Annotated in this window: 14 protein-coding genes; 11 read left to right on the top strand and 3 right to left on the bottom strand. The window is 67.8% G+C overall.

Annotation, left to right across the window (positions count from 1 at the left end; all coding sequences use genetic code 11):
• The first annotated feature begins 6 nt into the window (after positions 1–6).
• The 3 genes from AB4879_RS05435 to AB4879_RS05425 are packed head-to-tail and all read left to right on the top strand — an operon-like array spanning position 7 to position 2,401.
• A complete protein-coding gene (locus AB4879_RS05435) occupies positions 7–1,092 on the top strand; it encodes a hypothetical protein (RefSeq protein WP_370506766.1) in 1,086 nt (361 codons plus the stop codon).
• A 12-nt stretch (positions 1,093–1,104) separates the two neighbouring features.
• Entirely contained in the window at positions 1,105–1,674 is a 570-nt protein-coding gene (locus tag AB4879_RS05430) for an LpqN/LpqT family lipoprotein (protein ID WP_233209330.1), read from the top strand.
• Positions 1,675–1,699: 25 nt separating this feature from the next.
• A complete protein-coding gene (locus AB4879_RS05425) occupies positions 1,700–2,401 on the top strand; it encodes a hypothetical protein (protein ID WP_370506765.1) in 702 nt (233 codons plus the stop codon).
• On the opposite strand, the gene AB4879_RS05420 is transcribed toward AB4879_RS05425, so the two are convergent.
• A complete protein-coding gene (locus AB4879_RS05420; RefSeq protein ID WP_370506764.1) occupies positions 2,398–3,102 on the bottom strand; it encodes a TVP38/TMEM64 family protein in 705 nt (234 codons plus the stop codon). The two genes, AB4879_RS05425 and AB4879_RS05420, sit on opposite strands and share 4 nt — an antisense overlap.
• A 142-nt stretch (positions 3,103–3,244) precedes the next feature.
• Between AB4879_RS05420 and mutA the strand changes: the two genes are divergently transcribed.
• The 8 genes from mutA (at position 3,245) to AB4879_RS05380 (ending at position 21,188) form a co-directional block, all read left to right on the top strand.
• Positions 3,245–5,110, top strand: a complete 1,866-nt coding sequence (gene mutA, locus AB4879_RS05415) for a methylmalonyl-CoA mutase small subunit (protein WP_370506927.1) — start codon at positions 3,245–3,247, stop codon at positions 5,108–5,110.
• Between the two features lie 3 nt (positions 5,111–5,113).
• Positions 5,114–7,369: a methylmalonyl-CoA mutase gene (scpA, locus tag AB4879_RS05410; RefSeq protein WP_370506763.1), complete on the top strand. Its 2,256-nt coding sequence runs from the start codon at positions 5,114–5,116 to the stop codon at positions 7,367–7,369.
• Positions 7,369–8,349: a methylmalonyl Co-A mutase-associated GTPase MeaB gene (gene meaB / locus AB4879_RS05405; RefSeq protein ID WP_370506762.1), complete on the top strand. Its 981-nt coding sequence runs from the start codon at positions 7,369–7,371 to the stop codon at positions 8,347–8,349. The genes scpA and meaB overlap by 1 nt, the downstream gene beginning before the upstream one ends.
• A gap of 73 nt (positions 8,350–8,422) precedes the next feature.
• On the top strand, positions 8,423–9,691 hold the full coding sequence (locus AB4879_RS05400; RefSeq protein ID WP_199189904.1) for a serine hydrolase domain-containing protein: 1,269 nt from the start codon (positions 8,423–8,425) through the stop codon (positions 9,689–9,691).
• 1,010 nt (positions 9,692–10,701) lie between these two features.
• The gene (gene pks2, locus AB4879_RS05395) at positions 10,702–16,989 is read left to right on the top strand and encodes a sulfolipid-1 biosynthesis phthioceranic/hydroxyphthioceranic acid synthase (protein WP_370506761.1); all 6,288 of its coding nucleotides are present in this window, start codon (positions 10,702–10,704) and stop codon (positions 16,987–16,989) included.
• Positions 16,990–17,011: 22 nt separating this feature from the next.
• Entirely contained in the window at positions 17,012–18,466 is a 1,455-nt protein-coding gene (locus AB4879_RS05390) for a condensation domain-containing protein (RefSeq protein WP_370506760.1), read from the top strand.
• A gap of 4 nt (positions 18,467–18,470) precedes the next feature.
• Positions 18,471–19,826, top strand: a complete 1,356-nt coding sequence (locus tag AB4879_RS05385) for a hypothetical protein (protein WP_370506759.1) — start codon at positions 18,471–18,473, stop codon at positions 19,824–19,826.
• A gap of 9 nt (positions 19,827–19,835) precedes the next feature.
• A complete protein-coding gene (locus AB4879_RS05380) occupies positions 19,836–21,188 on the top strand; it encodes a hypothetical protein (protein WP_370506758.1) in 1,353 nt (450 codons plus the stop codon).
• Positions 21,189–21,197: 9 nt separating this feature from the next.
• Here AB4879_RS05380 and AB4879_RS05375 read toward each other — a convergent pair whose 3' ends face one another.
• Both AB4879_RS05375 and AB4879_RS05370 read right to left on the bottom strand, forming a co-directional pair.
• Entirely contained in the window at positions 21,198–21,926 is a 729-nt protein-coding gene (locus AB4879_RS05375; RefSeq protein ID WP_370506757.1) for a GAP family protein, read from the bottom strand.
• Between the two features lie 45 nt (positions 21,927–21,971).
• Entirely contained in the window at positions 21,972–23,249 is a 1,278-nt protein-coding gene (locus tag AB4879_RS05370; protein WP_370506756.1) for a glycosyltransferase, read from the bottom strand.
• Positions 23,250–23,276 lie beyond the last annotated feature (27 nt).

Below are 23,276 nucleotides of genomic sequence, written 5' to 3'. Positions count from 1 at the left end.
CTACCGGTGGCGCTGACGGTTGCCGACATCGAGCGCTGGAATGCGGACGACGTATGGGAGGTATTCCACGCTGCGAGCAGTCGCGCCCAGGCCAGTTTCGATGCAGCGGCTGGGCTGGCGAGCTTGCCCGCTTTCCAGAGTTGGGGCGGACAGGCGGCGGATGCGGCCAAGGCGGCGATCGGCCAGACCCGCAAAGATCTCGACGCGCATGGCAACGAGGCGTCGGGGGTGGCCGATGCGGCGGCTAGCGCGGCGGACAACATCGAGCGCATCAAGTGCGAGCTGGCGAGCCTGAAAGCCGATGCTGAGTCGTTGGACATGGAGATCGACCCGATCTCCGACATCGTGCTGCCCGGCCCGAAGGTTCGCGACCCGATGGAGGCCGAATTGAAGCAGGCGCAACTGCAACCCCGGCTCGACAAGATCGTGGCCGAAGCCAACCTGGTCGACATGGCGCTGGCCAATGCCATCAACATGGCAGCAGGGAAGACGCCGATTCCGTCCGGTGTACCGACCAGTACCGCGGGTAGTCCGCCGCGCTCGCTCAGCGACATGTTGCTACCGACCTCCTCGGAGGGCGTCGAGTCGGCTGGGGAAAACGGCAACCATTGGGTCCCGTCGAAGACCGATCTGTTGATCGGCGGTGCCGGCGCAATCGCAGGCGGAACGGCGGACGGGGTACGTCAGGCGGCGCTGAACTTGATCAACGAGTCGCCCGGTACCGGTCCGGGCAAGGCCGACCCGGGCTTGCTGAAGTGGTTGGAGGACATGAAGATCGGCGGCGTCGAGCTGCGGGGAATCTCGCGCGTCGGCGGAGTGGTGGGCGCGGCCAGCGCCATACCGGCGGTGATGTCCGACATCCACGACGGCAACTCCGTCCCCGAGGCGGTCACCCGCGAGGCGGCAGGTACTGGGGCTGCACTAGTTGCTGGCGGCGCAGCTGGCGGCTTTCTCGCCGATGTCGTCGCGGGTGGGGCGATTGGATCGGTCATCCCGGGCGCCGGGACGGCGGTGGGCCTGGTCGTCGGCGCCGGCGTAGGGGCGTTCGCCGCGCTTGGAGCCTCGAAGGCGGTTGAGTGGTTGTGGGAGTGACGATTAGGACGCTTGCTGCTTCGCGGGGCTCTGTTTCTGGTGGCGGCGATGCGGTTCGATGAGTTTGTTATCCAGCAAGCTATCGAGGTGATCCCCGTCGATCAGTATCCCGATTGCGCGGTTCAAGTGGCATTGCCTCCAGGCTGGGAACCGTACGAATCTGCTGCCGGGTTAGCCGTCTGGGTATGTCGCAGTGATCCACGTGCGGACGAGTTCTGCCCCAATGCGGTACTGACAATGCATCGCGTCGAGGCCGTGCTGGACTGCGGGGAGGTGTTCATGATGTTGGCTGAGCAGCAGTTGCAGTCGGTACCGGGATGTCACGAACGAAGCCGAGAGCTCACGGCGGCGGTAGAGGGGTCAGGTATCGCGGGGACACTGGCAATGGAATTCGCTCACGAATTCGGCCCCCTCGACAGTATCTGCCGGTCCCGAATCGTCGCGTCGGAAGATAAGACGTTGATAGTGCAACTGACTACAAGCGCGCTACGGGATTCGCCGGTGGTCCGTGAGCCGATTCGACTGACCGTTCGTACCAGTCTGACGGAAATGGAACCGGAGGCAGACGATGGCAGTCGGTAGCGGGACTAATCGGCGGTGGCCGGGGGTGCTTCGGGTCGGCTTCAGCGTCGCGCTCGGACTCCTGACCGTGTTGGCATTTCTGAAAGGGATGGCGTGGTACTGGGCTGTACTTGGTCTCTGCGCCGCGAGTTTCGGTGTCGTGGGCAAACGCCGCATAATGCGCGCGGGTGTCACTCGAACGTCCGACGACATTGTCTGCCGGTACCTTCCTTGGTATGAGGCAAGCGCCTATCTGTTGAACTTCGCGCTTCCGTTGATGGGGATCGCCGGCATTTATGCGGGGTATGTGCCTGGCAATCCAGTGTGGCTTCGATTCGTCGGCATACTCCTTCTCCTCTCGACGCTCCTCGCGACCTATGCCACTTTCCGCATGTGGAACAGATGCTCATTGCGCTTCACACCGTCGACGTTGACCATCAGGGTCGCCGACCCCAAGATCCGGCCCGGCGAGCTCACCCGGGATCAGGTCGAGGCGATCACGCCTAAATGGATCGCGAACTCGGTCAACGGAGCCAAGGCTTTGCAGGTCGAGATCGCCTACCGCCACGGCGATTCGACCACCGACGCTCCCCAGACAGTGCTGCTCGGTTTACAACTGACCGTGGAGCCGATCAACCTGTACGGCGCCCTCGTGACGTGGCACGACGGCGCCGGTGCCGATCCGACCCAGTTGTTGGATCGGATCGAGCAGCTGCTTCGCGGGCACCCGGCCGCCGTGCCCCGCTAGTTGGCATGGCTTCGCCGATGCGTCCGGACCTCGTACACCAGGCCCGCGATACCGACGGCCGCCGTGCACACCGACACCAACACCAGCAGCGGGCTGACGTTGCCGGTGAGGGCATCGCCGAGGAACACCACCGCGGTGGTGCCCGGGATCAGGCCGGCCAACGTCGCCCAGAGGTACGGCATCACCCGCACGGCCGATGCGCCGGCGGCATAGTTCAGCACCGAGAACGGTACGGCGGGGATCATCCGCAGCGAGAAAATCGCCTGCCAGCCGCGCGCGCGCAGCCGGGCATCCACCGACTCGAGGGCCGGGTGGCTGACCAGCTTGCTGAACTGCCAGCCCAAGGCGCGCACCAGCAGTAGTGCGAGCAGCGCGCTGAGCGCACTGGCCACCACCGCGATCCCCACGCCCAACGCGGGACCGAACAACAGGCCGGCGGCCAGGGTGAACGCGGTGCGCGGGAACGGGAACACCGTGACGACGATGTGGGCGGCGAAAAAGGCCAGCGGGAACCAGACGCCGAGCGACGTTGCCCAGTCCCGCAGCTGCACCGCGGTCGGCAGCGGCACCAGCACCACCACTGCGACGAGGATCACAGCGGCGACCGCGGTGACGACGAGGCGCGTCCGGGATACCTGGCGCGCCGTGGAGATCACCGCTGAGCGCACACTGCGCCACGTGCTGCGGGTCTTCGACGTCACGTTCACCAAGGTTACGGCCCCCGGGTGAGAACGCGCCGGGTGCGACGCCGGTTACCGACGGGTAGCCGTAGTCGGCCACGTCACGGCTGGAGTGATCATTTAGCCTGATGGTCTGATGGCTGGTCCCGCGACGGGCTGCCCCATGCTGCGACAACAGGAGTTGCCGGTGTCAGTAGAGGTTGAGGAAGGCCGCGCCCGCTGGCGGACCGCGGTGGCCGGCGTGCTGGCCAAGAGCAGCCGGAAGGACCCGGCGGATCTGCCCGCCGAGCCCGAAAGTCTGCTGGACTCACCCACTTACGAGGGCTTTGCGATCCGGCCCCTCTACACCGCACTCGATGCGCTGCCCGAATCCCCGTTGCCCGGCACTTGGCCCTTCGTCCGCGGCGGCGACGCCCACCGCGATGTGGTCTCAGGCTGGAAGGTCGCCGAAGTGTTCGGCGGACCAGGCGTTTCCGGCACGGTCGCCGACGGCAACGCCGCGGTGCTCGGTGCCCTCGGCGACGGTGTCAGCGCGCTGGTGCTGCGCGTCGGTGACACCGGCGTCGCCCCCGCCGATTTGGACCGCCTGCTGGAGGGGGTCTTCCTGGAGCTCGCTCCGGTGATCCTGGACGCCGGGGCGCAGTTCGCCGCCGCCGCCGAGGCGGTGCTGACCCTGATCGCCGGCGCCGACGACGCCCAACGCGCCACGATGTCGATCGACCTGGGTGCCGACCCACTGACCGCGCCGCTCAGCGGCGCCGAGGCCCCGGCCCTCGATGAGGTCACCCGCGTCGCCGCGAACGTGGCCGGCAGCCCCGGCGTGCGCGCGATCACCGTCGACGGGCCGGCGTTCCACAACCGCGGCGCCAACGCTGCGTGGGAACTCGCCGGTGCGCTGGGGGCCGCGGTCGAGTACGTGCGGGCCCTGGCCGACGCGGGCGTCGAGGTTTCCGACGCGCTGCGCCAGATCAGCTTTCGGCTGGTGGCCGACGACGACCAGTTCCTGACGATCGCGAAATTCCGTGCGGCCCGCCAACTCTGGGCCCGGATCGCCGACGTCCTCGGCCACCCGGACAGCGGAGCCGCCACCGTGCATGCGGTCACCTCGCTGCCGATGATGACCCAGCGCGACCCGTGGGTGAACATGCTCCGCACCACGCTGGCGGCCTTCGGCGCCGGGGTCGGGGGCGCGGACACCGTCACGGTGCTGCCGTTCGACGTCGCGATCCCCAGCGGTTTCCCCGGGATCAGCGCCGGCTTCGCCCGCCGTATCGCCCGCAACACCCAGCTGTTGCTGCTGGAGGAGTCCCATGTCGGGCGGGTCCTCGATCCGGCCGGCGGTTCCTGGTATGTCGAGGACCTCACCGGAAATCTTGCCGCACAAGCCTGGTCGCACTTCCAGGACATCGAGTCCCGGGGCGGATTCACCGCGGCGGTCGACCATGTCGCCGAGCAGATCGAGCAGGTACGGGCGCGCCGGGCCGACGACATCGCCCACCGACGGACACCGGTGACTGGAATCAATGAGTTCCCGAATCTCGCCGAACCGCCGCTGCCGCACTACAACTCGTCGGACACCGTCCGGCGCTACGCGGCCGGGTTCGAGGAGCTGCGGGACCGCTCCGACGCCTTCCTCGACCGCACGGGCGCTCGCCCCCAGGTGCTGTTGCTGCCGCTGGGCCCGCTGGCCGAGAACAACATCCGTGCGACGTTCGCGGCCAATCTGCTGGCCTCCGGCGGGATCGAAACCGTCAACCCAGGCACCGTCGATGCCGTGACTGTCGGCGCCGCCGTCACCGACAGCGGCGCCTCGGTCGGGGTGCTCTGTGGCACCGACGCCCGCTACGGCACCGACGTCTCCGATGTGGTGGCGGCCGCGCGGGCCGCGGGTCTGACCCAGATCTACCTGGCCGGCCCGGAGAAGGCGGTCTCCGACGTGCCTGCCGCCGCTCGTCCCGACGGCTACCTGACCGCGAAAATCGATGCGATCGAAGCGCTTTCGTCCCTGCTCACCCGATTGGGGGCCTGATCCATGACCGCGTCAACCACGGGCACCGTACCGAGTTTCGCCGACGTACCGCTGCACGGCGACCGGCCCGCACCGGCGCCCTCCGAGGCCGCCGTCGCCGACCACGTCGCCGCTGCCGCATCGGCGCACGGCTACACCGCTGAGCAGCTGGAGTGGCAGACCCCGGAAGGCATCGCCGTCAAACCGGTCTACGTCGGCGCCGACCGCGACGCCGTCGTCGCCGCGGGATATCCGCTGGACAGCTTCCCCGGCGAACCGCCGTTCATCCGCGGGCCGTACCCGACCATGTACGTCAACCAGCCGTGGACCATCCGGCAGTACGCCGGGTTCTCCACCGCCGCGGAATCGAATGCCTTCTACCGGCGCAATCTGGCCGCCGGTCAGAAAGGTCTGTCGGTGGCCTTCGACCTGGCCACCCACCGCGGCTACGACTCCGACCATCCGCGCGTCGCCGGTGACGTCGGGATGGCCGGCGTCGCCATCGACTCGATCCTCGACATGCGCCAATTGTTCGACGGCATCGACCTTTCCGCGGTGAGCGTGTCGATGACCATGAACGGCGCGGTACTGCCGATCCTCGCGCTCTACGTGGTGGCCGCCGAGGAACAGGGGGTGTCGCCGGACAAGCTGGCCGGGACCATCCAGAACGACATCCTCAAAGAGTTCATGGTCCGCAACACCTACATCTATCCGCCGAAGCCTTCGATGCGGATCATCTCCGACATCTTCGCCTACACCAGCGCCAAGATGCCGAAGTTCAACTCCATCTCGATCTCGGGATATCACATCCAGGAAGCCGGGGCCACAGCCGATCTCGAGCTGGCCTACACGCTGGCCGACGGTGTGGAATACCTCAAGGCCGGCCGCGACGCCGGGCTGGACGTCGACAAGTTCGCGCCGCGGCTGTCGTTCTTCTGGGGTATCGGGATGAACTTCTTCATGGAGGTCGCCAAGCTCCGGGCGGGTCGGCTGCTGTGGAGTGAGCTCGTTGCCGAGTTCGGCGCCACGAATCCCAAATCGCTCTCGCTGCGCACGCATTCGCAGACCTCCGGGTGGTCGCTGACCGCCCAGGACGCGTTCAACAATGTCGCGCGGACCTGCGTCGAGGCGATGGCCGCGACTCAGGGACACACCCAGTCGCTGCACACCAACGCCCTCGACGAGGCGCTGGCGCTGCCCACCGACTTCTCTGCGCGTATCGCGCGCAACACCCAGTTGCTGCTGCAGCAGGAGTCGGGCACCACGCGGCCGATCGATCCGTGGGCCGGCTCCTATTACGTGGAGTGGTTGACCTACCAGCTGGCGGAGAAGGCCCGGGCGCACATCGCGGAGGTCGCCGAGCACGGCGGTATGGCGCAGGCGATCAACGAGGGCATCCCGAAGTTGCGCATCGAGGAGGCCGCCGCGCGCACGCAGGCGCGCATCGATTCGGGTGCTCAGCCGCTGATCGGCGTCAACAAGTACCAGGTCGACGAGGACCAGGACATCGAGGTCCTCAAGGTCGAGAACAGCCGGGTGCGCGCCGAGCAGATCGCCAAGCTGGCGCAGTTGCGCAGTGAGCGCGATGAGCACGCGACGCAGGCCGCGCTGGATGACCTGTCCCGTGCCGCGGCTGCCTCGGGTCCGGCCGGGGAGGACGGCTTGGGCAACAACCTGCTGGCCCTGGCGATCAATGCCGCCCGCGCCAAGGCCACCCTCGGCGAGATCTCCGACGCCCTGGAGAAGGTGTACGGCCGGCATCAGGCCGAGATCCGCACCATCGCCGGGGTGTACCGCGACGAGGTCGGGAAGGCCCAGAACGTGAGCACCGCAACCGAATTGGTGGAGAAGTTCGCCGAGGCCGACGGTCGCCGGCCACGGATCCTGGTCGCCAAGATGGGCCAGGACGGCCACGACCGCGGCCAGAAGGTCATTGCCACCGCGTTCGCCGACATCGGCTTCGACGTCGACGTCGGCTCGCTGTTCTCCACCCCGGAGGAAGTCGCGCGCCAGGCCGCCGACAACGACGTGCACGTGGTCGGGGTGTCGTCGCTGGCCGCCGGTCATCTGACGCTGGTGCCTGCGCTGCGCGACGCACTGGCCGAGGTGGGCCGACCCGACATCATGGTGGTCGTCGGCGGTGTCATCCCGCCCGGCGATTTCGACGAGCTCTATGCCGCCGGCGCGACGGCGATCTTCCCGCCCGGCACGGTGATCGCCGACGCCGCGGTCGATCTGCTGCACAAGCTCGCCGAGCGGCTCGGCTACAGCCTGTCCTGATGCCCGACATCCCCGGACTGGCCGAGGCGATCCGCGGCGGCGATCGTGCAGCGCTGTCGCGGGCCATCACGCTGGTCGAGTCGACCCGCGCCGATCACCGCGATCAGGCCCAGCAGCTGCTCCTGGAGCTGATGCCCGATGCGGGGAAGGCGCTTCACGTAGGGATCACCGGCGTCCCCGGGGTGGGCAAGTCGACCACCATCGAGGCGCTGGGGATGTACCTCATCGAGCAGGGGCACCGGGTCGCGGTGCTGGCCGTCGACCCCTCGTCCACGCGCACCGGCGGCTCGATTCTGGGCGACAAGACCCGGATGGCGAAGCTCGCCGTGCACCCGGACGCCTACATCCGGCCGTCGCCCACCTCGGGGACGCTGGGCGGGGTGGCCAAGGCGACCCGGGAGACGGTGGTGCTCGTCGAGGCCGCCGGATTCGACGTGATCCTGGTCGAAACCGTCGGCGTCGGGCAGTCCGAGGTGGCCGTCGCCAACATGGTGGACACCTTCGTCTTCCTGACCCTGGCCCGCACCGGCGACCAGCTTCAGGGCATCAAGAAGGGTGTGCTGGAACTCGCCGACATCGTCGTGGTCAACAAGGCCGACGGGAAGCACGCGACCGAGGCCAAGGCGGCCGCTCGTGAGCTGACCGCCGCGATACGGTTGATCTATCCCCGTGAAACACTCTGGCGCCCACCAGTTTTGACGATGAGCGCGGTGGAGGGTACCGGGCTGCGGGAGATGTGGGACACGGTGTGCCAACACCGCGACGTGTTGACCAAGGCGGGCGAGTTCGACGCCCGCCGGCGCGCGCAGCAGGTGGACTGGACGTGGTCGATGGTGCGCGACGCGGTCCTCGACCGGGTGCTGAACCATCCGGCCGTGCGGGCGCAGCGCGCCGAGATCGAGCGTCAGGTGCGCGACGGTGAGTTGACCCCCGCGCTGGCCGCGCAGCGAATCCTCAGCGCGGCCGACCAGTCAAACTGACGCCCCGCGCGCCAAGCTAACAAAATGGCAACAATTTGTTACAGGTGTGCTTAGACCGATTAAATTCTCAGCTGTGACTCAGGCGATTCTCGGACACGACGCACTGCCCCACGGGCTGCAGGGCGCCGCGGATCCGCACTTCGCCTGGGCGTTGCGCAATTTCTCCGCGATGTTCCCGCATCCCCGGTTCGGGGGCGGCGCGCTGGCGGTCTACCTCGATGGGCAGCCGGTGGTCGACGTCTGGACCGGTTGGTCGGACCGGCGGGGACGGCAGCGCTGGTCGGCCGACACCGGCGCGATGGTGTTCTCGGCGACCAAGGGTGTGGCCTCGACCGTCATCCACCGACTCGTCGACCGCGGCCTCATCGACTACGACGCACCCGTGGCCGAGTACTGGCCGGAGTTCGGCGCCAACGGCAAGTCCGCGATCACCGTGCGCGACATGATGCAGCACCGCGCCGGTCTGGCACATCTGCGAGGAGTGCGCAGGCGCGACCTGCTCGACCATGTGGTCATGGAGGAGCGCATCGCGGCGGCGCCGGTCGGCCGGAATTTCGGCAAGCCCGCGTACCACGCGCTCACCTACGGCTGGCTGCTGTCCGGGCTGGCGCGTGCGGTCACCGGGATCGGGATGCGTGAGCTGATCCGCACCGAGGTGGCCGCACCGCTCGACACCGACGGGATCCACCTGGGCCGCCCGCCGGCGGGCGCACCGACGAAAGCGGCGTCGATCATCGGGCCGCAGATGAACATCCCGAACCCGTTCTTCAACAGCGTCGCGCCCAGGATCGCGGCCTTCGAGCTGTCTGCCATCTTCGGCTCCATGTACTTCCCCGGCATGCGGTCGACGGTCCAGGGCGCCATGCCGTTGCTGGACAGCGAGCTGCCGGCGGCCAACGGGGTCGCGACGGCACGCAGCCTGGCCCGTATGTACGGCGCCATCGCCAACGGCGGCGAGATCGACGGCAAGCGCTTCCTGTCCGCGGAATTGGTGGCCGGCCTGACGGGCCGGCGCAATCTCACCCCGGATCGCAATTTGATCCTGCCGCTGGCATTCCACCTCGGCTATCACGCACTGCCCATTCCGGGCGTGCTGCCCGGCTTCGGTCATGTCGGACTCGGCGGGTCGCTCGGCTGGGCAATTCCGGAGGCGGGGTTGTCATTCAGTTTCGTACACAACCGGCTGCTGACCCCCTTCGTGCTGGCTGACCAGGCTGGCTTCGTGACAACGGCCGCACTGATCCGGCGCGGCGCCGCGTCGGCTCGCAAGCACGGCTTCGTGCCGGTCGCCGAGTTCGGTGCTCGCTTCCCGCGGCCGATGTCGGGGGTCGTCGCGGGTTAGCTCCGCGTCACATCACCGTTCTGAGCCCTTGCTGTGAAACCCCGATGTTCGGGAAGTTGCCTGGTCGGAGGGTTCCACGGCACCGACGCCGGCCTCGCCAAACGTCCCCGGTCGGGGCTCCAGCTAACTTTCACAGGGAGTTCACAAGACGCCCTTAAACGGGTGATAAATGTCACCGGGTAGCGGCTGAACCGCGCTAAAGATTCTGTTCTGGGAAAAGTTCGCCAATTATCTGCGAATAGCCGGTCATTTATCCAGAACCGTTTGCTGCCTCGCGCTGTGAAATATCAGGGAAGGTGGAATTGACACCTACGCTGACGAGTAAATGTGGCCTGAATCACGTTTTCCCGGTTTCTGATATCGAAATCTCAGCCTACTCTCAGGTTAGTAGCCATCTCCTGTGTAACGGAACGGTAACTGCAGGCTAGAGGGTTTTCTGATGCTGAGGCGCGGTAGCGGAAACTCTCAGGGACGCTACGCTATCACGCAGCTGCAGGGCACGGCTGAGTGCGACGTACGGCATTATTGAATGGTGGTTGGCAGGCAATTCGGATTCGGCGTGGAGGCTTTTCCGGTGACCCCATATCCTAAATTTGCTATAACGCCTCCGATGCCAAATTGTGACTGTATTGCGATAGTAAACACCCTGCAACTTCGCGCTTGGCCCTCAGAACGGGGTTGTCGGCGGTGCGTGAGGGTTTGCCCAGATGGCAAAGAGTTTGCAAAGTTGCAGGTAGAGCCGATTTTTAGAATCTCTCGATAAAGCGCTGCAGCTGTCTCGTCGGGTGCCGCGAGGGAATGGACAGCAATCAGATATGCGCCGGACCAGCCAACCCCTTAGGGCCAAAGGTCACTTTGCCCAAACCCTAATCAAAAACTCGAAACATTTGTCGCGCACTTAACGAAAAACAGCTAGGCTACCGAGGACATTGGCAACTTTGACGTGGCGCGCGGAGCTACAAGGTCGGGTTGGGTTGCCTTGGCAAGTGCCAAGAGAGGTGTGAGCGGACGTGCGTCAGACATCTGTCACCCCCATTGCCGTAGTCGGCATGGCGTGCCGGTTGCCCGGTGGTATCGACTCTCCTCACAAGCTGTGGGAAGCGTTGCTCGACGGCGCCGATCTGGTCACTGAAGTTCCGGCCGACCGGTGGGATGCTGACGACCTCTACGACCCGGAGCCCGGCGTGCCCGGCCGGTCGGTGTCGAAGTGGGGTGCCTTCATCGACGACGTCACCGGTTTCGATCCCGACTTCTTCGGCATCAACGAGCGCGAGGCCACCGCGATGGATCCGCAGCACCGCGTGCTGCTGGAGACCAGCTGGGAGGCCGTCGAGCAGGCGGGCTTCACCCCGTCCTCGCTGTCCGGCACGTCCACCGGTGTCTTCATCGGAATGTCCCACGACGACTACGCCATGGTGACCAGCGACGCCGGCGCCTTCGATCAGGCCTATGCCTTCACCGGCAACCCGTTCAGCATGGCCTCGGGCCGCATCTCGCACGCGCTCGGGCTGCACGGCCCGGCGCTGACCACCGACACCGCCTGCTCCTCGAGTCTGGTCGCGGTGCATCAGGCCTGCCGCAGCCTGCACGAGGGCGAAAGCGACATGGCCTTGGCCGGCGGCGTGATGCTGATGCTGGATCAGCGCCTCTACGCCTCGTCGTCGGGGCAGGGCATGCTGTCGCCCACCGGACGCTGCCACTCCTTCGACGTCGCCGCCGACGGATTCGTCCGCTCCGAGGGCTGCGGGATCGTCGTCCTCAAGCGCCTCGACGACGCCCAGCGTGACGGCGATCGGGTGCTGGCTGTCATCAAGAGCACCGCCTCCAATCAGGACGGCCGCACCGAGAACATCCTGACCCCATCCCGCGACGCGCAGGTCTCCGTATTCCAGGCCGCACTGGACGCAGCCGGCGTCGACCCCACCACCGTCGGCATGGTCGAGGCGCACGGCACCGGCACACCGGTCGGGGACACCATCGAGTTCAACAGCGTCTCCACCGTCTACGGCACCGACGGTCCCTGTGCGCTGACGTCGGTCAAGAGCAACTTCGGCCACGCCGAGTCCGCGGCGGGCGTCCTGGGTCTGATGAAGGCTGTGCTGGCCGTCCATCACGGCGTCGTGCCGCAAAACGTGCACTTCACCCAGCTGTCGGAGAAGAACGCCAAGGTCAAGACGGGCATGTTCGTCCCGACCGAGAACATCCCCTGGCCCAAGGACGGTGGACCGCGCCGCGCAGGCGTCTCGTCCTACGGCATGTCGGGCACCAACGTGCACGTGATTCTCGAGCAGGCCCCCGAGGCCCCCGTGGTCGTCGAGTCGGCCAAGCCCGACGCCGCGAAGGAGCTGCTGGTCTTCCCGGTGTGCTCGAGCTCGGTGGAGGAGCTGCGCAACACCGCGGCGCGCCTTGCCGATTGGGTCGAGAGCGCAGGCGAGGACCTATCGCTGCGGGACCTGGGCTACACGCTGGCCCGACGTCGCGGACACCGCCCGCTGCGCACCTCGGTCATCGCCGACGATCGCGCCGAGCTGATCGCCGGCCTGCGCCACGTCGCCGAGGGCGACGACCCGTTCCAGCCCGCCGTCGGTCAGGACGACCGCGGCCCGGTGTGGATCTTCTCCGGGCAGGGCTCGCAGTGGGCGTCGATGGGCACCGGTCTGCTGGCCACCGAACCGGTCTTCGCCGCGAAGATCGCCGAGATCGAGCCACTGATCGCCGCCGAATCCGACTTCTCGGTCACCGAGGCGATGACCGCTCCCGAGACCGTCGAGGGCATCCATCGAGTCCAGCCCACGATCTTCGCGGTCCAGGTTGCGATGGCCGCCACGATGCGCTCCTACGGGTTCCAGCCCGGAGCGGTGATCGGCCACTCACTGGGTGAGGTCGCCGCCGCCGTCGTCTCCGGCGCGCTGTCCCTGGAGGACGGCGTCAAGGTCATCTGCCGTCGATCGCTGCTGTGCCTGCGACTGGCCGGCGGGGGAGCGATGGCGTCGGTCGAGATGCCCGCGCAGCAGGTCCGTGAAGAACTCGAACAGCAGGGCATCGAGGACGTGGTGGTCGCCGTCGTCGCGTCGCCCAAGTCGACGGTGATCGGTGGCGACACCGAGACCGTCCGCCGGATCGTGGCGGGCTGGGAAGCCCGCGAGATCATGGCCCGCGAGGTCAACGTCGACGTGGCGTCGCATTCGCCGCAGGTCGACCCCATCCTCGACGAGCTGTCCGAGATGCTCGACGACATCAGCCCGATGGCCCCCGAGGTGCCCTATTACTCGGCGACCTCGTTCGACCCGCGCGAGCAGCCGTACTGCGACGCCGACTACTGGGTGGACAACCTGCGCCACACGGTCCGGTTCTCGGCCGCCGTGCAGACCGCGCTGGAAGACGGGTTCCGGGTGTTCGGAGAGCTGTCCCCGCACCCGCTGCTGATCCGCGCGATCGACCAGACCGCTGCCACGCTGGACATCTCCGTCGCCGCGCTGGCAGGCATGCGACGCGGCCAGGACGTGCCGCACGGCATGGGCGAGTTCCTCGGTGACCTGTACTCCGCCGGAGCGCGGGTCGACTTCTCGGTGCTCTACCCTGTCGGCCGCCTCGTCGATGCCCCGCTGCCCACCTGGGCCCACCGCAACCTGGTGCTGATTCCGGACGGCGGGGAGAACCAGACCCGCGGAGCCCACCTGGTCGCGGCCCACCCGCTGCTGGGGTCGCATGTCCGCCTGCTGGAGGAGCCCGAGCGCCACGCCTGGGCGGCCGAGGTCGGCACCGGCGCGCACCCGTGGCTGGTCGATCACCAGATCAACAACGTCGCTGCGCTGCCAGGCGCGGCCTACTGCGAGATGGCACTGGCCGCCGCGCGCACCGTTTTCGGTGACGACGCCGAGGTCCGCGACGTGACGTTCGACGCGATGCTGCTGCTCAAGGACCTGACCCCGGTCAGCGCCACCGCCTCGGCGGAAAGCCCCGGCGTCCTGCAGTTCACCGTGGAGACCGACATCGACGGCGAGCGTGAGCAACGCGCCAGCGCGGTACTGACCGCGCGCGAGGCCGACGTGCAGCCGCAGCCCTACGACATGGATGCGCTGCAGAGCGCCCATCCCACCCGCGCCGACGGCGATGGGGTTCGCCAGTGGTTCGACGGCCGCGGCGTCCAGTTCGGCCCGGCGTTCACCGCGCTACAGGCTGTCAACGCCGCCGACGAGAACGCGGACACGGTGCTGGCCGAGATCGGCTTGCCGACCTCGATCCGCAACCAGCAGACCTCGTACGGCGTCCACCCGGCACTGCTGGACGCCTGCTTCCAGTCGGTTGCGGCCCACCCGGGTGTACAGGCCTCCGGCACGGGCGCGCTGCTGCTGCCGCTCGGCGTGGACCGGTTGCGCGTGCACGGCGCGGTGCGCAACGCCCGCTACTGCCTGACCCGCGTGACCTCACTCGACGGCTCCACTGTCCAGGCCGACATCGACCTGCTCGACGACTACGGCACGGTGCTGTTCACCGTCGAGGGTCTGCGCATGGGCAGCGGCATGTCGGAGAGCAACGAGGGCGATCGGGTGCTCAACGAGCGCCTGCTCGGCATCGAGTGGCGCCGGCATCAGCTCGCCGAGGTCACCCAGAACAACTCGGCGACCTGGCTGCTGGTCAGCACCTCCGACACCGTTGACCTGTTGGCCTCGGCCCTCACCGATGCGCTCAAGCTCAACGACGCCGACGTCACCACCATGTCCTGGCCGCAGCAGGCCGACCACGTCGGCAACGCCGAGCGGCTCGCGTCGTACTTCGCGGAGGGCGGGTTCGACAACGTCGTCGTGGTGTCCCCGGCGCGCATCGCAGGCTGCCCGGAAGAGCAGATGCCGCTACGCGGCGGGGAGCAGGTGCGCCACCTGGTCCGGATCGCCCGCGAGCTCGCCGACACCGCAGGCGAGCCGCCGCGGTTGCATGTCGTCACCCGTAACGCCCAGACGGTGCTGGCCGACGACCGGCCCAACCTCGAGCAAGCCGGCCTGCGGGGTCTGCTGCGCGTGATCGGCGCCGAATACCCGCAGCTGCGGCCCAGCCAGATCGACGTCGACGACGACGTCGACGCCAAGCTGGTCGCCCGCGCACTGCTCACCGGTTCGGAGGAGGACGAGACCGCCTTCCGCGCCGGCGAGTGGTACTCCGCGCACCTGTTCCCGAGCCCCCTGCAGCCGGACGAGCGCTACACCACCGTCGTCGACCACTCCCGCGACGGCATGCGTCTGGAGATCCGCGTCCCGGGTGACATGCAGACCCTGGAGCTGGCAGCGTTCGACCGGATCCCGCCGGGACCGGGCCAGATCGAGGTCGCGGTCACCGCGTCCAGCCTCAACTTCGCCGACGTGCTGCTGGCCTTCGGCCGTTACCCGAGTTTCGAGGGTCTGCACCCGCAGCTGGGTATCGACTTCGCCGGTGTGGTCACCGCGGTCGGTCCCGACGTCACCTCGCACCGGGTCGGCGATCACGTGGGCGGTATGTCGCCCAACGGCTGCTGGGGCACATTCGTGACCTGCGACGCCGACGTGGCCGTCACGCTGCCGTCCGGACTGCGCGACGATCAGGCCGCGGCGGTGTCCACCGCCTCGGCCACCGCCTGGTACAGCCTGGTCGACCTGGCCAAGATCAAGGCCGGCGACAAGGTGCTGATCCACTCCGCGACCGGCGGTGTGGGTCAGGCCGCGATCGCGATCGCCCGCCACTTCGGCGCGGACATCTTCGCCACCGCCGGCACCGAGGAGCGCCGCGACATCCTGCGCGGCATGGGCATCACCAATGTCTACGACTCACGCAGCGCCGCCTTCGGTGAGGAGATCCGCCGGGACACCGACGGCTACGGCGTGGACATCGTGCTGAACTCGCTGACCGGTGCCTCCCAGCGGGCCGGCGTCGACCTGCTGGCCTTCGGCGGACGGTTCGTAGAGATCGGCAAGAAGGACATCTACGGTGACACCCGCCTCGGGCTGTTCCCGTTCCGCAAGAACCTGTCCTTCTACGGCGTCGACCTGGCGCTGATGGCCACCACGCATCCCGCGCAGATCCGCGAGCTGCTGAACACCGTCTACCGGATGACCGCCGAAGGTGTGCTGCCGCAGCCCGAGACCACGCACTACCCGCTGGCCGACGCCGCCACCGCCATCCGCGTGATGGGTGCGGCCGAGCACACCGGCAAGCTGCTGCTGTCGGTGCCGAAGGTGGGCCACAGCAGTGTGGTGGTGCCGCCGGAGCAGGCCAAGGTGTTCCGCCGCGACGGCTCGTACATCATCACCGGCGGCCTCGGCGGGCTTGGTTTGTTCCTCGCCTCGAAGATGGCCGACGCCGGCTGCGGCCGGATTGTGCTGAACTCGCGGTCGGAGCCGAAGCCGGAGGCGCTCGTCGAGATCGAGCGCATGCGGGCCGCCGGAACGCAGGTCGAGGTCGTCAGCGGCGACATCGCGCTGTCGGAGACGGTCGACCGCCTGGTGACGGTGGCCACCGCGACCGGTATGGCGGTGCGTGGTGTGCTGCACGCGGCCGCCGTCGTCGAGGACGCCATCCTGCCCAACATCACCGACGAGCTGATCGACCGGGACTGGGCTCCGAAGGTCTACGGTGCCTGGCACCTGCATCGGGCCACCACGGCACAGCCGCTGGACTGGTTCTGCTCGTTCTCCTCGGCGGCTGCCCTGATGGGCTCGCCGGGACAGGGCGCGTACGCCGCGGCCAACAGCTGGCTCGACGGGTTCACCCACTGGCGTCGTTCGCAGGGGCTGCCTGCCACGGCGATCGCGTGGGCGGCGTGGGACCAGATCGGTGCGGGCAAGCACCTGGCTGCCTCCGGCGACACCACGATGATCAGCCCCGACGAGGGTGCTCGCGCTTTCGAGGCGCTGCTGCGCCACGACCGCGCCTACAGCGGGTACGCGCCGATGATCGGGACGCCGTGGCTGACCGATCTGGCCGCCCGCAGCCCGTTCGCCGAGGCTTTCAAGGCCAGCGGCGACCGTCCTGCGGACACCAGCACGTTCCGCGCGGAGTTGCACGAGCTGCCGGTCGAGGAATGGCCGACTCGGGTGCGTCGTCTGGTATCCGAGCAGCTCAGCCTGATTTTGCGTCGCTCGATTGATCCTGACCGGCCGATTTCCGAATACGGTCTGGACTCACTGGGCAACCTGGAACTGAGAACGCGTATTGAAACTGAAACGGGAATACGTGTCCGATCGATGGACATAACGACTGTCCGGTCGTTGGCCGAGAGCCTGTGCGAAACACTGGCCGGCGTCATCACGTCAGCTGCATCCCGCTAACTGGGTCGAAGGGGTATTTAGGGTGGTTGCACTTACCGCAATCCATGACTGGGTGGACGCGCCAGGCAAGGTCGTGTCGTGGAGCCCGTCACCGGCGTGCCTGAAGAAGGTTCAGGACGCGCCGGTCAGCGATGTGCCTGCGAGCTACCAGCAGGGTCAGCACATTCGGAGCTACCGCAATCACACGGCCAACGGCCTGGAGATGGCGCGGCTGCTGATCCCGGCGTGGAACATGCCGGGGAAGTGTGACGTGCGCGCGATGACCTTCGTCATCAACGCCTACCTGCGTCGGCATGACACGTTCCACAGCTGGTTCGAGTTCGTCGCCGATGACAGCGGCACCGACCGGCTGGTCCGGCACACCGTCGAGAACCCGAACGACATCCAGTTCGTGGCCACCAAGCACGGCGAGATGAATTCCGCGCAGTGGAAGAAGCACGTGCTCGACACCCCGAGCCCGCTGGAGTGGGACTGCTTCCGGTTCGGCGTGATCCAGCGGGACGATCACTTCACGTTCTACGTCAGCGTCGACCACCTGCACGCCGACGCGATGCTGATGATGGCGCTGTTCGTGGAAATGCACATGAACTACGAGGCCCTGGCCGGCGGCGGAGCACCGCTGCGCCTGCCCGATGCCGGCAGCTACCAGGACTACTGCGCGCGTCAGCACGAGTACACCGAGCAGCTGACCATGGATTCGCCCGATGTCCGCGGCTGGCTGGACTTCCTGGAGAGCAACGGCGGCACCATGCCGACGTTCCCGCTGCCGCTGGGCGATCCGTCGGTGCACTGCAGCGGTGACCTGCTCACCGTGCAGCTCATGGACGAGCACGAGTCGGACCGCTTCGAGTCGGCCTGCACCGCGGCCGGCGCCCGGTTCATCGGCGGTGTGTTCGCCGCCGCGGCGCTCGCCCACCGGCAGCTGACCGGCGACGACGACTACTACGTCATCACCCCGACCACCACCCGCAGCACCCCAGCGGAGTTCATGACCACGGGCTGGTTCACCGGCGTGGTTCCGCTGTCGGTGCCGGTCGCCGCGCGCAATTTCGCCGAGGTCGCCCGGGCCGCCCAGGAGTCCTTCGACTCGGGGATGCCGCTGGCCAACGTGCCGATCGAGCGGGTCTATGAGCTCGCTGACACCGAGGACACACCGCGCATCCGGCCTGCTGGTCCCGGCGTCCCGATGCTGTCCTACCTCGATGTGGGTCTGCCGCCGCTGAACCCGGTCATCATGTCGCAGTGGTACGCCCAGAACGGGCACATCTACACCGATCTGGGCGCTGCCAATCAGGTCGGCATGTGGGTGAACCGTCGTACCGAGGGCACGATCATCACCGTCGCCTACCCGGACAACCCGATCGCCCGCGAATCGGTCGCCGAGTTCGTCGAGCTGATGAAGTGCATTTATCTCCGGGTGGCCGACGGCCGTTCCGAGCTGGTCTCGTCGTCTCGCGTGTCCATCGCGACGGTCTGACCCGGTGGGGAAGCCCAAACCTGACAACGTAGTGCCGTACGCCGATCAGGCGTTGTTGTTGGCGCTGCGTGGCGCCGGCCAAGAGGCCGTCATGCAGCTCATCTGGATCTACGAGCATCCCGTCGACCTGGACGGTGTTCGGCGATTTCACCAGAACTTCGGCCGCGGGCTCGTCGGCCGGTTGGTCGAGACCTCACCGCTGCCGTTCGGCCGGCACCGGTGGGTGTCGGTGGCCGGGCCGCAGGCGCCGCTGGAGATCGCCGAGCAGCCGCGTCCCCGTGAGGAGTTGTGGGACTGGGCGCATGAGCAGGTGGAGCTGCCGCTCGACCCCGAATATTCGCCGGCCTGGCGGATTGGCGTCCAGTCGTTCACCGACGGGAACACCGCGGTGAGCCTGGTCGTGTCGCACACCGTCGTCGACGGCGGCGGCGTGGTGGCGTCGGTCATCGCCGCGGTCCACGGCGCCGGCACGGATCTCGGTTATCCGCCGCGGAATTCCCGCACCCGCTCACGCGCGGTGTTGGAGGATCTTCGTCAGCTCGGATCCGACCTGCCGGAGATCGGGCGGACCCTGGTCAAGGCGGCCAAAGTCGCAACCCGTCGCAAGGCCGAGCTGGTGCGCCCGAGCGAGCCGGTGTCGGCGCCCGCTCATGGTGCTGGGCAGCCCGTCATGATTGCGTTCACGACCGCCGTCATCGACAAAGAACTGTGGGATCAGCGCGCGAGCGACCTTGGTGGGAACCATTTTTCACTGGTAGCCGGATTTGCCGGCAAGCTGGCGCAGAACCTGGGCCGCACCCGAGCCAGTGACGGTGCGGCGACGCTGATGATTCCGGTCAGCGAGCGCGACAGCCCCGGTGACACCGGCGGCAATGTCGTGACGATCGCCAACGTGACATTCGACCCGGGCCCGGTCGCCAAGGATCTGTCCGGCGCACGTTCGGCGATCAAGAAGGGTTTGATCACCGCGCGCGAGAAGCCCGACGAGATGGTCGAGCTGCTCCCGCTGATCCCGTTCCTGCCCAAGCGGGCGATGGGCCGGATGGCCGACATGGCCTTCAACTTCTCCGCCGACGTGCCGGTGTCCTGTTCGAACATGGGGGACGTCCCCGACGATCTGCTGCAACTCGACGGGACACCGTGCGAGCGCTTCTACTTCGGCGGCGTCGACCGCAACCTCACCCTCGACGTCCTCGAACGGCGGCGCGGCCTGATGACGGTGGCGTCGGCGCGCGTCGGCGGTATGGTCATCGTTCCCGTGATGAGTTACCAGCCGGGCGCCGACAACTCACGTCACCGCCTGCGTGAGGTGATCGCCCAGACCCTGGCAGAGTTCGAACTGTCCGGCATCGTCGAGTGAGGTTGCGCAGTGAGTGCTGAGTCGCAAGAACATCGGCTCGAGTTCTTCGATCAGACGGCCTTCGAGCTGATGCGTGCCACCGGGCGCGGGCAGCTCATGCAAGCCGTGTGGGTGTACGAACATCCCATCGACGTCGAGGGGCTGCGACGATTCCACCGCAACATCGCCGACTCGCTGGGCGGCAGGCGGATCGAGCGTTCGCCGCTGCCGTTCGGCAGGCCGCGGTGGGTCCAACCCCGCGAGGCGCCGTCGGAGATCCAGTTCAACGAGACGCCGCGTCCGCGTGACGAACTCATGGACTGGGCCGACGAGCTCGCGACGCTCCCGATCGACCCCGAACACGGACCCACCTGGTACCTGGTGGTCCAGCCGCTGACCGACGGCGCCACCGCTGTCAGCATCGTGGCGTCGCATGTGATCGGCGACGGCACCGCCGCCGGGCTGGCGATCTTCGAGGCCGTCACCGGCAATGTCCGCGACGGTGGGTATGGCCGCCCCGGCTCGCGGCCCCGGCGCCAGGCGCTGACCGCCGACGCACGGCAGGCGCTGCGGGACCTGCCCGAGACGCGTCGGGCGCTGGCCATCGGAGCGAAGCTGCTGTGGAGCAAGCGGCGCGACGTGATCCAGTCCCGCCGCAGGCGCGTCGATCAATCCGGCCTGGACGAGATCGTCCACGTGCCCTCGGTGGCCGCGTTCGTCGACCTCCCCGAGTGGGATGCCCGTGCGGAAAGCCTTGGCGGCAACGGTTATTCGCTGCTCGTCGGCGTCACCGCGAAGGTCGCCGAGCGGATGGGCCGGCGCCGTAAGTCCGACGGCGCGGTGTCGCTGGTGATCGCGATCAACCTGCGCGAGAGCCTTGAGGACGACCGCGCGCTGGCAATGGCTTTCGCCAACGCCACCGTCGACCCGGAGAAGGTGACCGTCGACCTCACCGAGTCGCGTGCCGTCGTGCGTGAGTCACGGCAGCTGGCCAAGGAACAGACCGACCCGGCGATGCAACTCTTCCCGTTGATGCCATGGCTTCCTCAGGTCGCCGTCAAGGGAGTGGCCGAGCTGTTGTTCTCCTACTCCGAGGACCTCCCGGTGTCCTGCTCGAACCTCGGGGATCTGCCTCCGCAGATCGCCCAGGTCGACGGCACCACCGCGGAGAAGGTCGTCCTGAGGGCCCTCGACCAGAACGTGACGCGGCGGGAGATCGAACGTTCACACGGTCAGCTTGTCGTGGTGTCCGCGCGGATCAACGGCAAGGTCGTGATCTCGATCGAGGCCTACGAGATCGGCGCCGAGAACACCAAGCAGCGGCTGCGGGGCCTGGTGGATCAGACACTGACCGAATTCGGGCTCAACGCCGTCATCGAGTGACTCGCGGGGTCACAGGCCGTGCAGGCCGACCCCGACCAGGATCACTCCGACCACCGTGACGAACATGCCCGCATGCCTGCGGGTGCGGGTGCGGATCCAGTCGTTGAAGCGCTGCACCCACACTCGGGTCTTGGCCGGTGCGACCATGAAGCTGAGCAGCGGGATGACGGCCGCCCAACTGGCCAGCAGCAGGAAGGTGACCAGGGCCGCGGCCTGCTCGGCCGGCGGGGTCTTCGACGCGATGATCAGCGCCAGCAGGGCCATGTAGTCGACGCTCGGCATCGCCAGGGCGGCGCCGATGGACCCGGAGAACCAGGACGATTCGCCCTGCACGAACGCGCGCACCCTGGTGGTCAGTCGCTTGAACCGGCCCGGTGCCAGTTCTTGCTCGACTTCCAGGACGGTTTCGTTGGCGCCGCCGGCCGGCACCTCGGCCATCTCCTTGCGGGAGAACTGGCGCAGCGGAATCTTCGACATCAAGAGGGCGCCGAGAAGCACGGCGACGACGCCGATGCCGATCTGGATGAGGGCCGGATTGAGATCGCCCTTGCTCAGGAAGCTGTGATGGAAGATGAACAGCACCGTGAAGCCGACGCTGAGGCTCATCGCCAGGCCGGTGCAGAGGAAGACCGCCAAGTGACGCGCGGGCCGGGGCCGGGTCAGCAGCAGTGCGATCAGTGCGATGCGTGCGGGCTCGATGCTCACCGCGAGGCCGAGTAGCACCACGGTTGTCCACACAACGCCGAACTCTACCTTGCCGGGATGCGGCGGGCAGAGTGGACGTCACCCCGCGTGGCGGTTGCGGGCGGCCTTCTCCAGAAGGTCGGCCGCCGTTGCGACACTCTCTGACGGCGTACTCATCCGCGCGGCGAGCAAACCAGCCCGGTGTGCCATTTCCGGAGCCAGCACGGCTTGCAGGTCGGTTAGTAGCGAACCGCGCGTGGTCGCGGCGAACCGCCGGGTCGCGCCGATGCCGAGCCGTGCGACCTGTTTGCCCCAGAGCGGCTGTTCGGCCGCTACCCACAGCACCAGGGTGGGAACCCCGGCACGAATGCCGGCCGCGGTGGTCCCGGCGCCGCCGTGATGCACCACCGCGCGGCAGGCCGGGAACACCGCGGCGTGGTTCACCGACGGCACGATTTTGACGTGCGGCGCCGTGCCGGTGGTGTCGAAGTCGGAGAACCCCGCGCCGATCAGCGCGCGCTCGCCGAGTTCGTCGCACACGTCGCTGATCAGCCGGACCGCGTCGGCGGGGGAGTCCAGCGGCATGCTGCCGAAGCCGAAGTAGATGGGCGGCGTGCCCGCGGCGATCCAGGAGCTCACCTCGTCGTCGACCTCGGTGGGCATTTGCAGTGTCAGGGACCCGATGAGCGGTCGCCGGTCACCCCATTCGCCGGCCAGCCCCGGAAAGAACACCTGGTCATACGCCTGGATCTCCAGGCTGCCCGCGCTGACGATGCGGCCGACCGGTCGGGTCCTGGTCGCCGGCAGGCCCAGGGCGCGGCGCTGCCGGGTCTCCGCGGGTTTCAGCAGCTGCCAGTGCATCCATTCGCCTGCCGCATAGGCGGCCCTGACCATCGGCGCAGGCAGCCGCAGCGGCAGGACCTGGGTGTTGGCCCGGACGGGGAAGTAGTGCACTTCGGCCAGCGGGATACCGCGGCACTCCGCGACGTTGGCGGCGATCTCCTGATAGGCCGTCCCGCTGATGATCAGATCAGCGCCCTCGGTCATGCCCAGCAGCGTGTCGGCCATCTCGTCCCAGCCGCGGATGGCTGCGGCCCTGGCCCTGCGCACCGCTGTCAGCGGGTTGCCCAGCCGCACCCAGTCGGCCGGGCCCGCGGCGGTCAGGGCATCCGGCCGCTCGAAGACGTCGCCCTGCAGCTGTTGTTGCGAGTCGGGTCCGTAGGGGGTGGCCGACAGGCCGGCGGAACGGGTGAACGCGACGAGATTCGGGGGCACCGCCAGGTGGACGTCGTGGCCGCGGCGCTGTAACTCGAGTCCTACGGCCGCACAGGGTTCGACGTCACCACGGGTCCCGTGGATTGTCACCGCGAATTTCATCGATCACCATTATCGGGCCCGCGGGTT

Origin of the sequence: Mycobacterium sp. SA01 (assembly GCF_041287105.1) — a bacterium.
GTDB lineage: Bacteria > Actinomycetota > Actinomycetes > Mycobacteriales > Mycobacteriaceae > Mycobacterium.
Note: the sequence above shows the minus strand (reverse complement) of the source record. Positions and strands in the feature narration are given on the sequence as shown.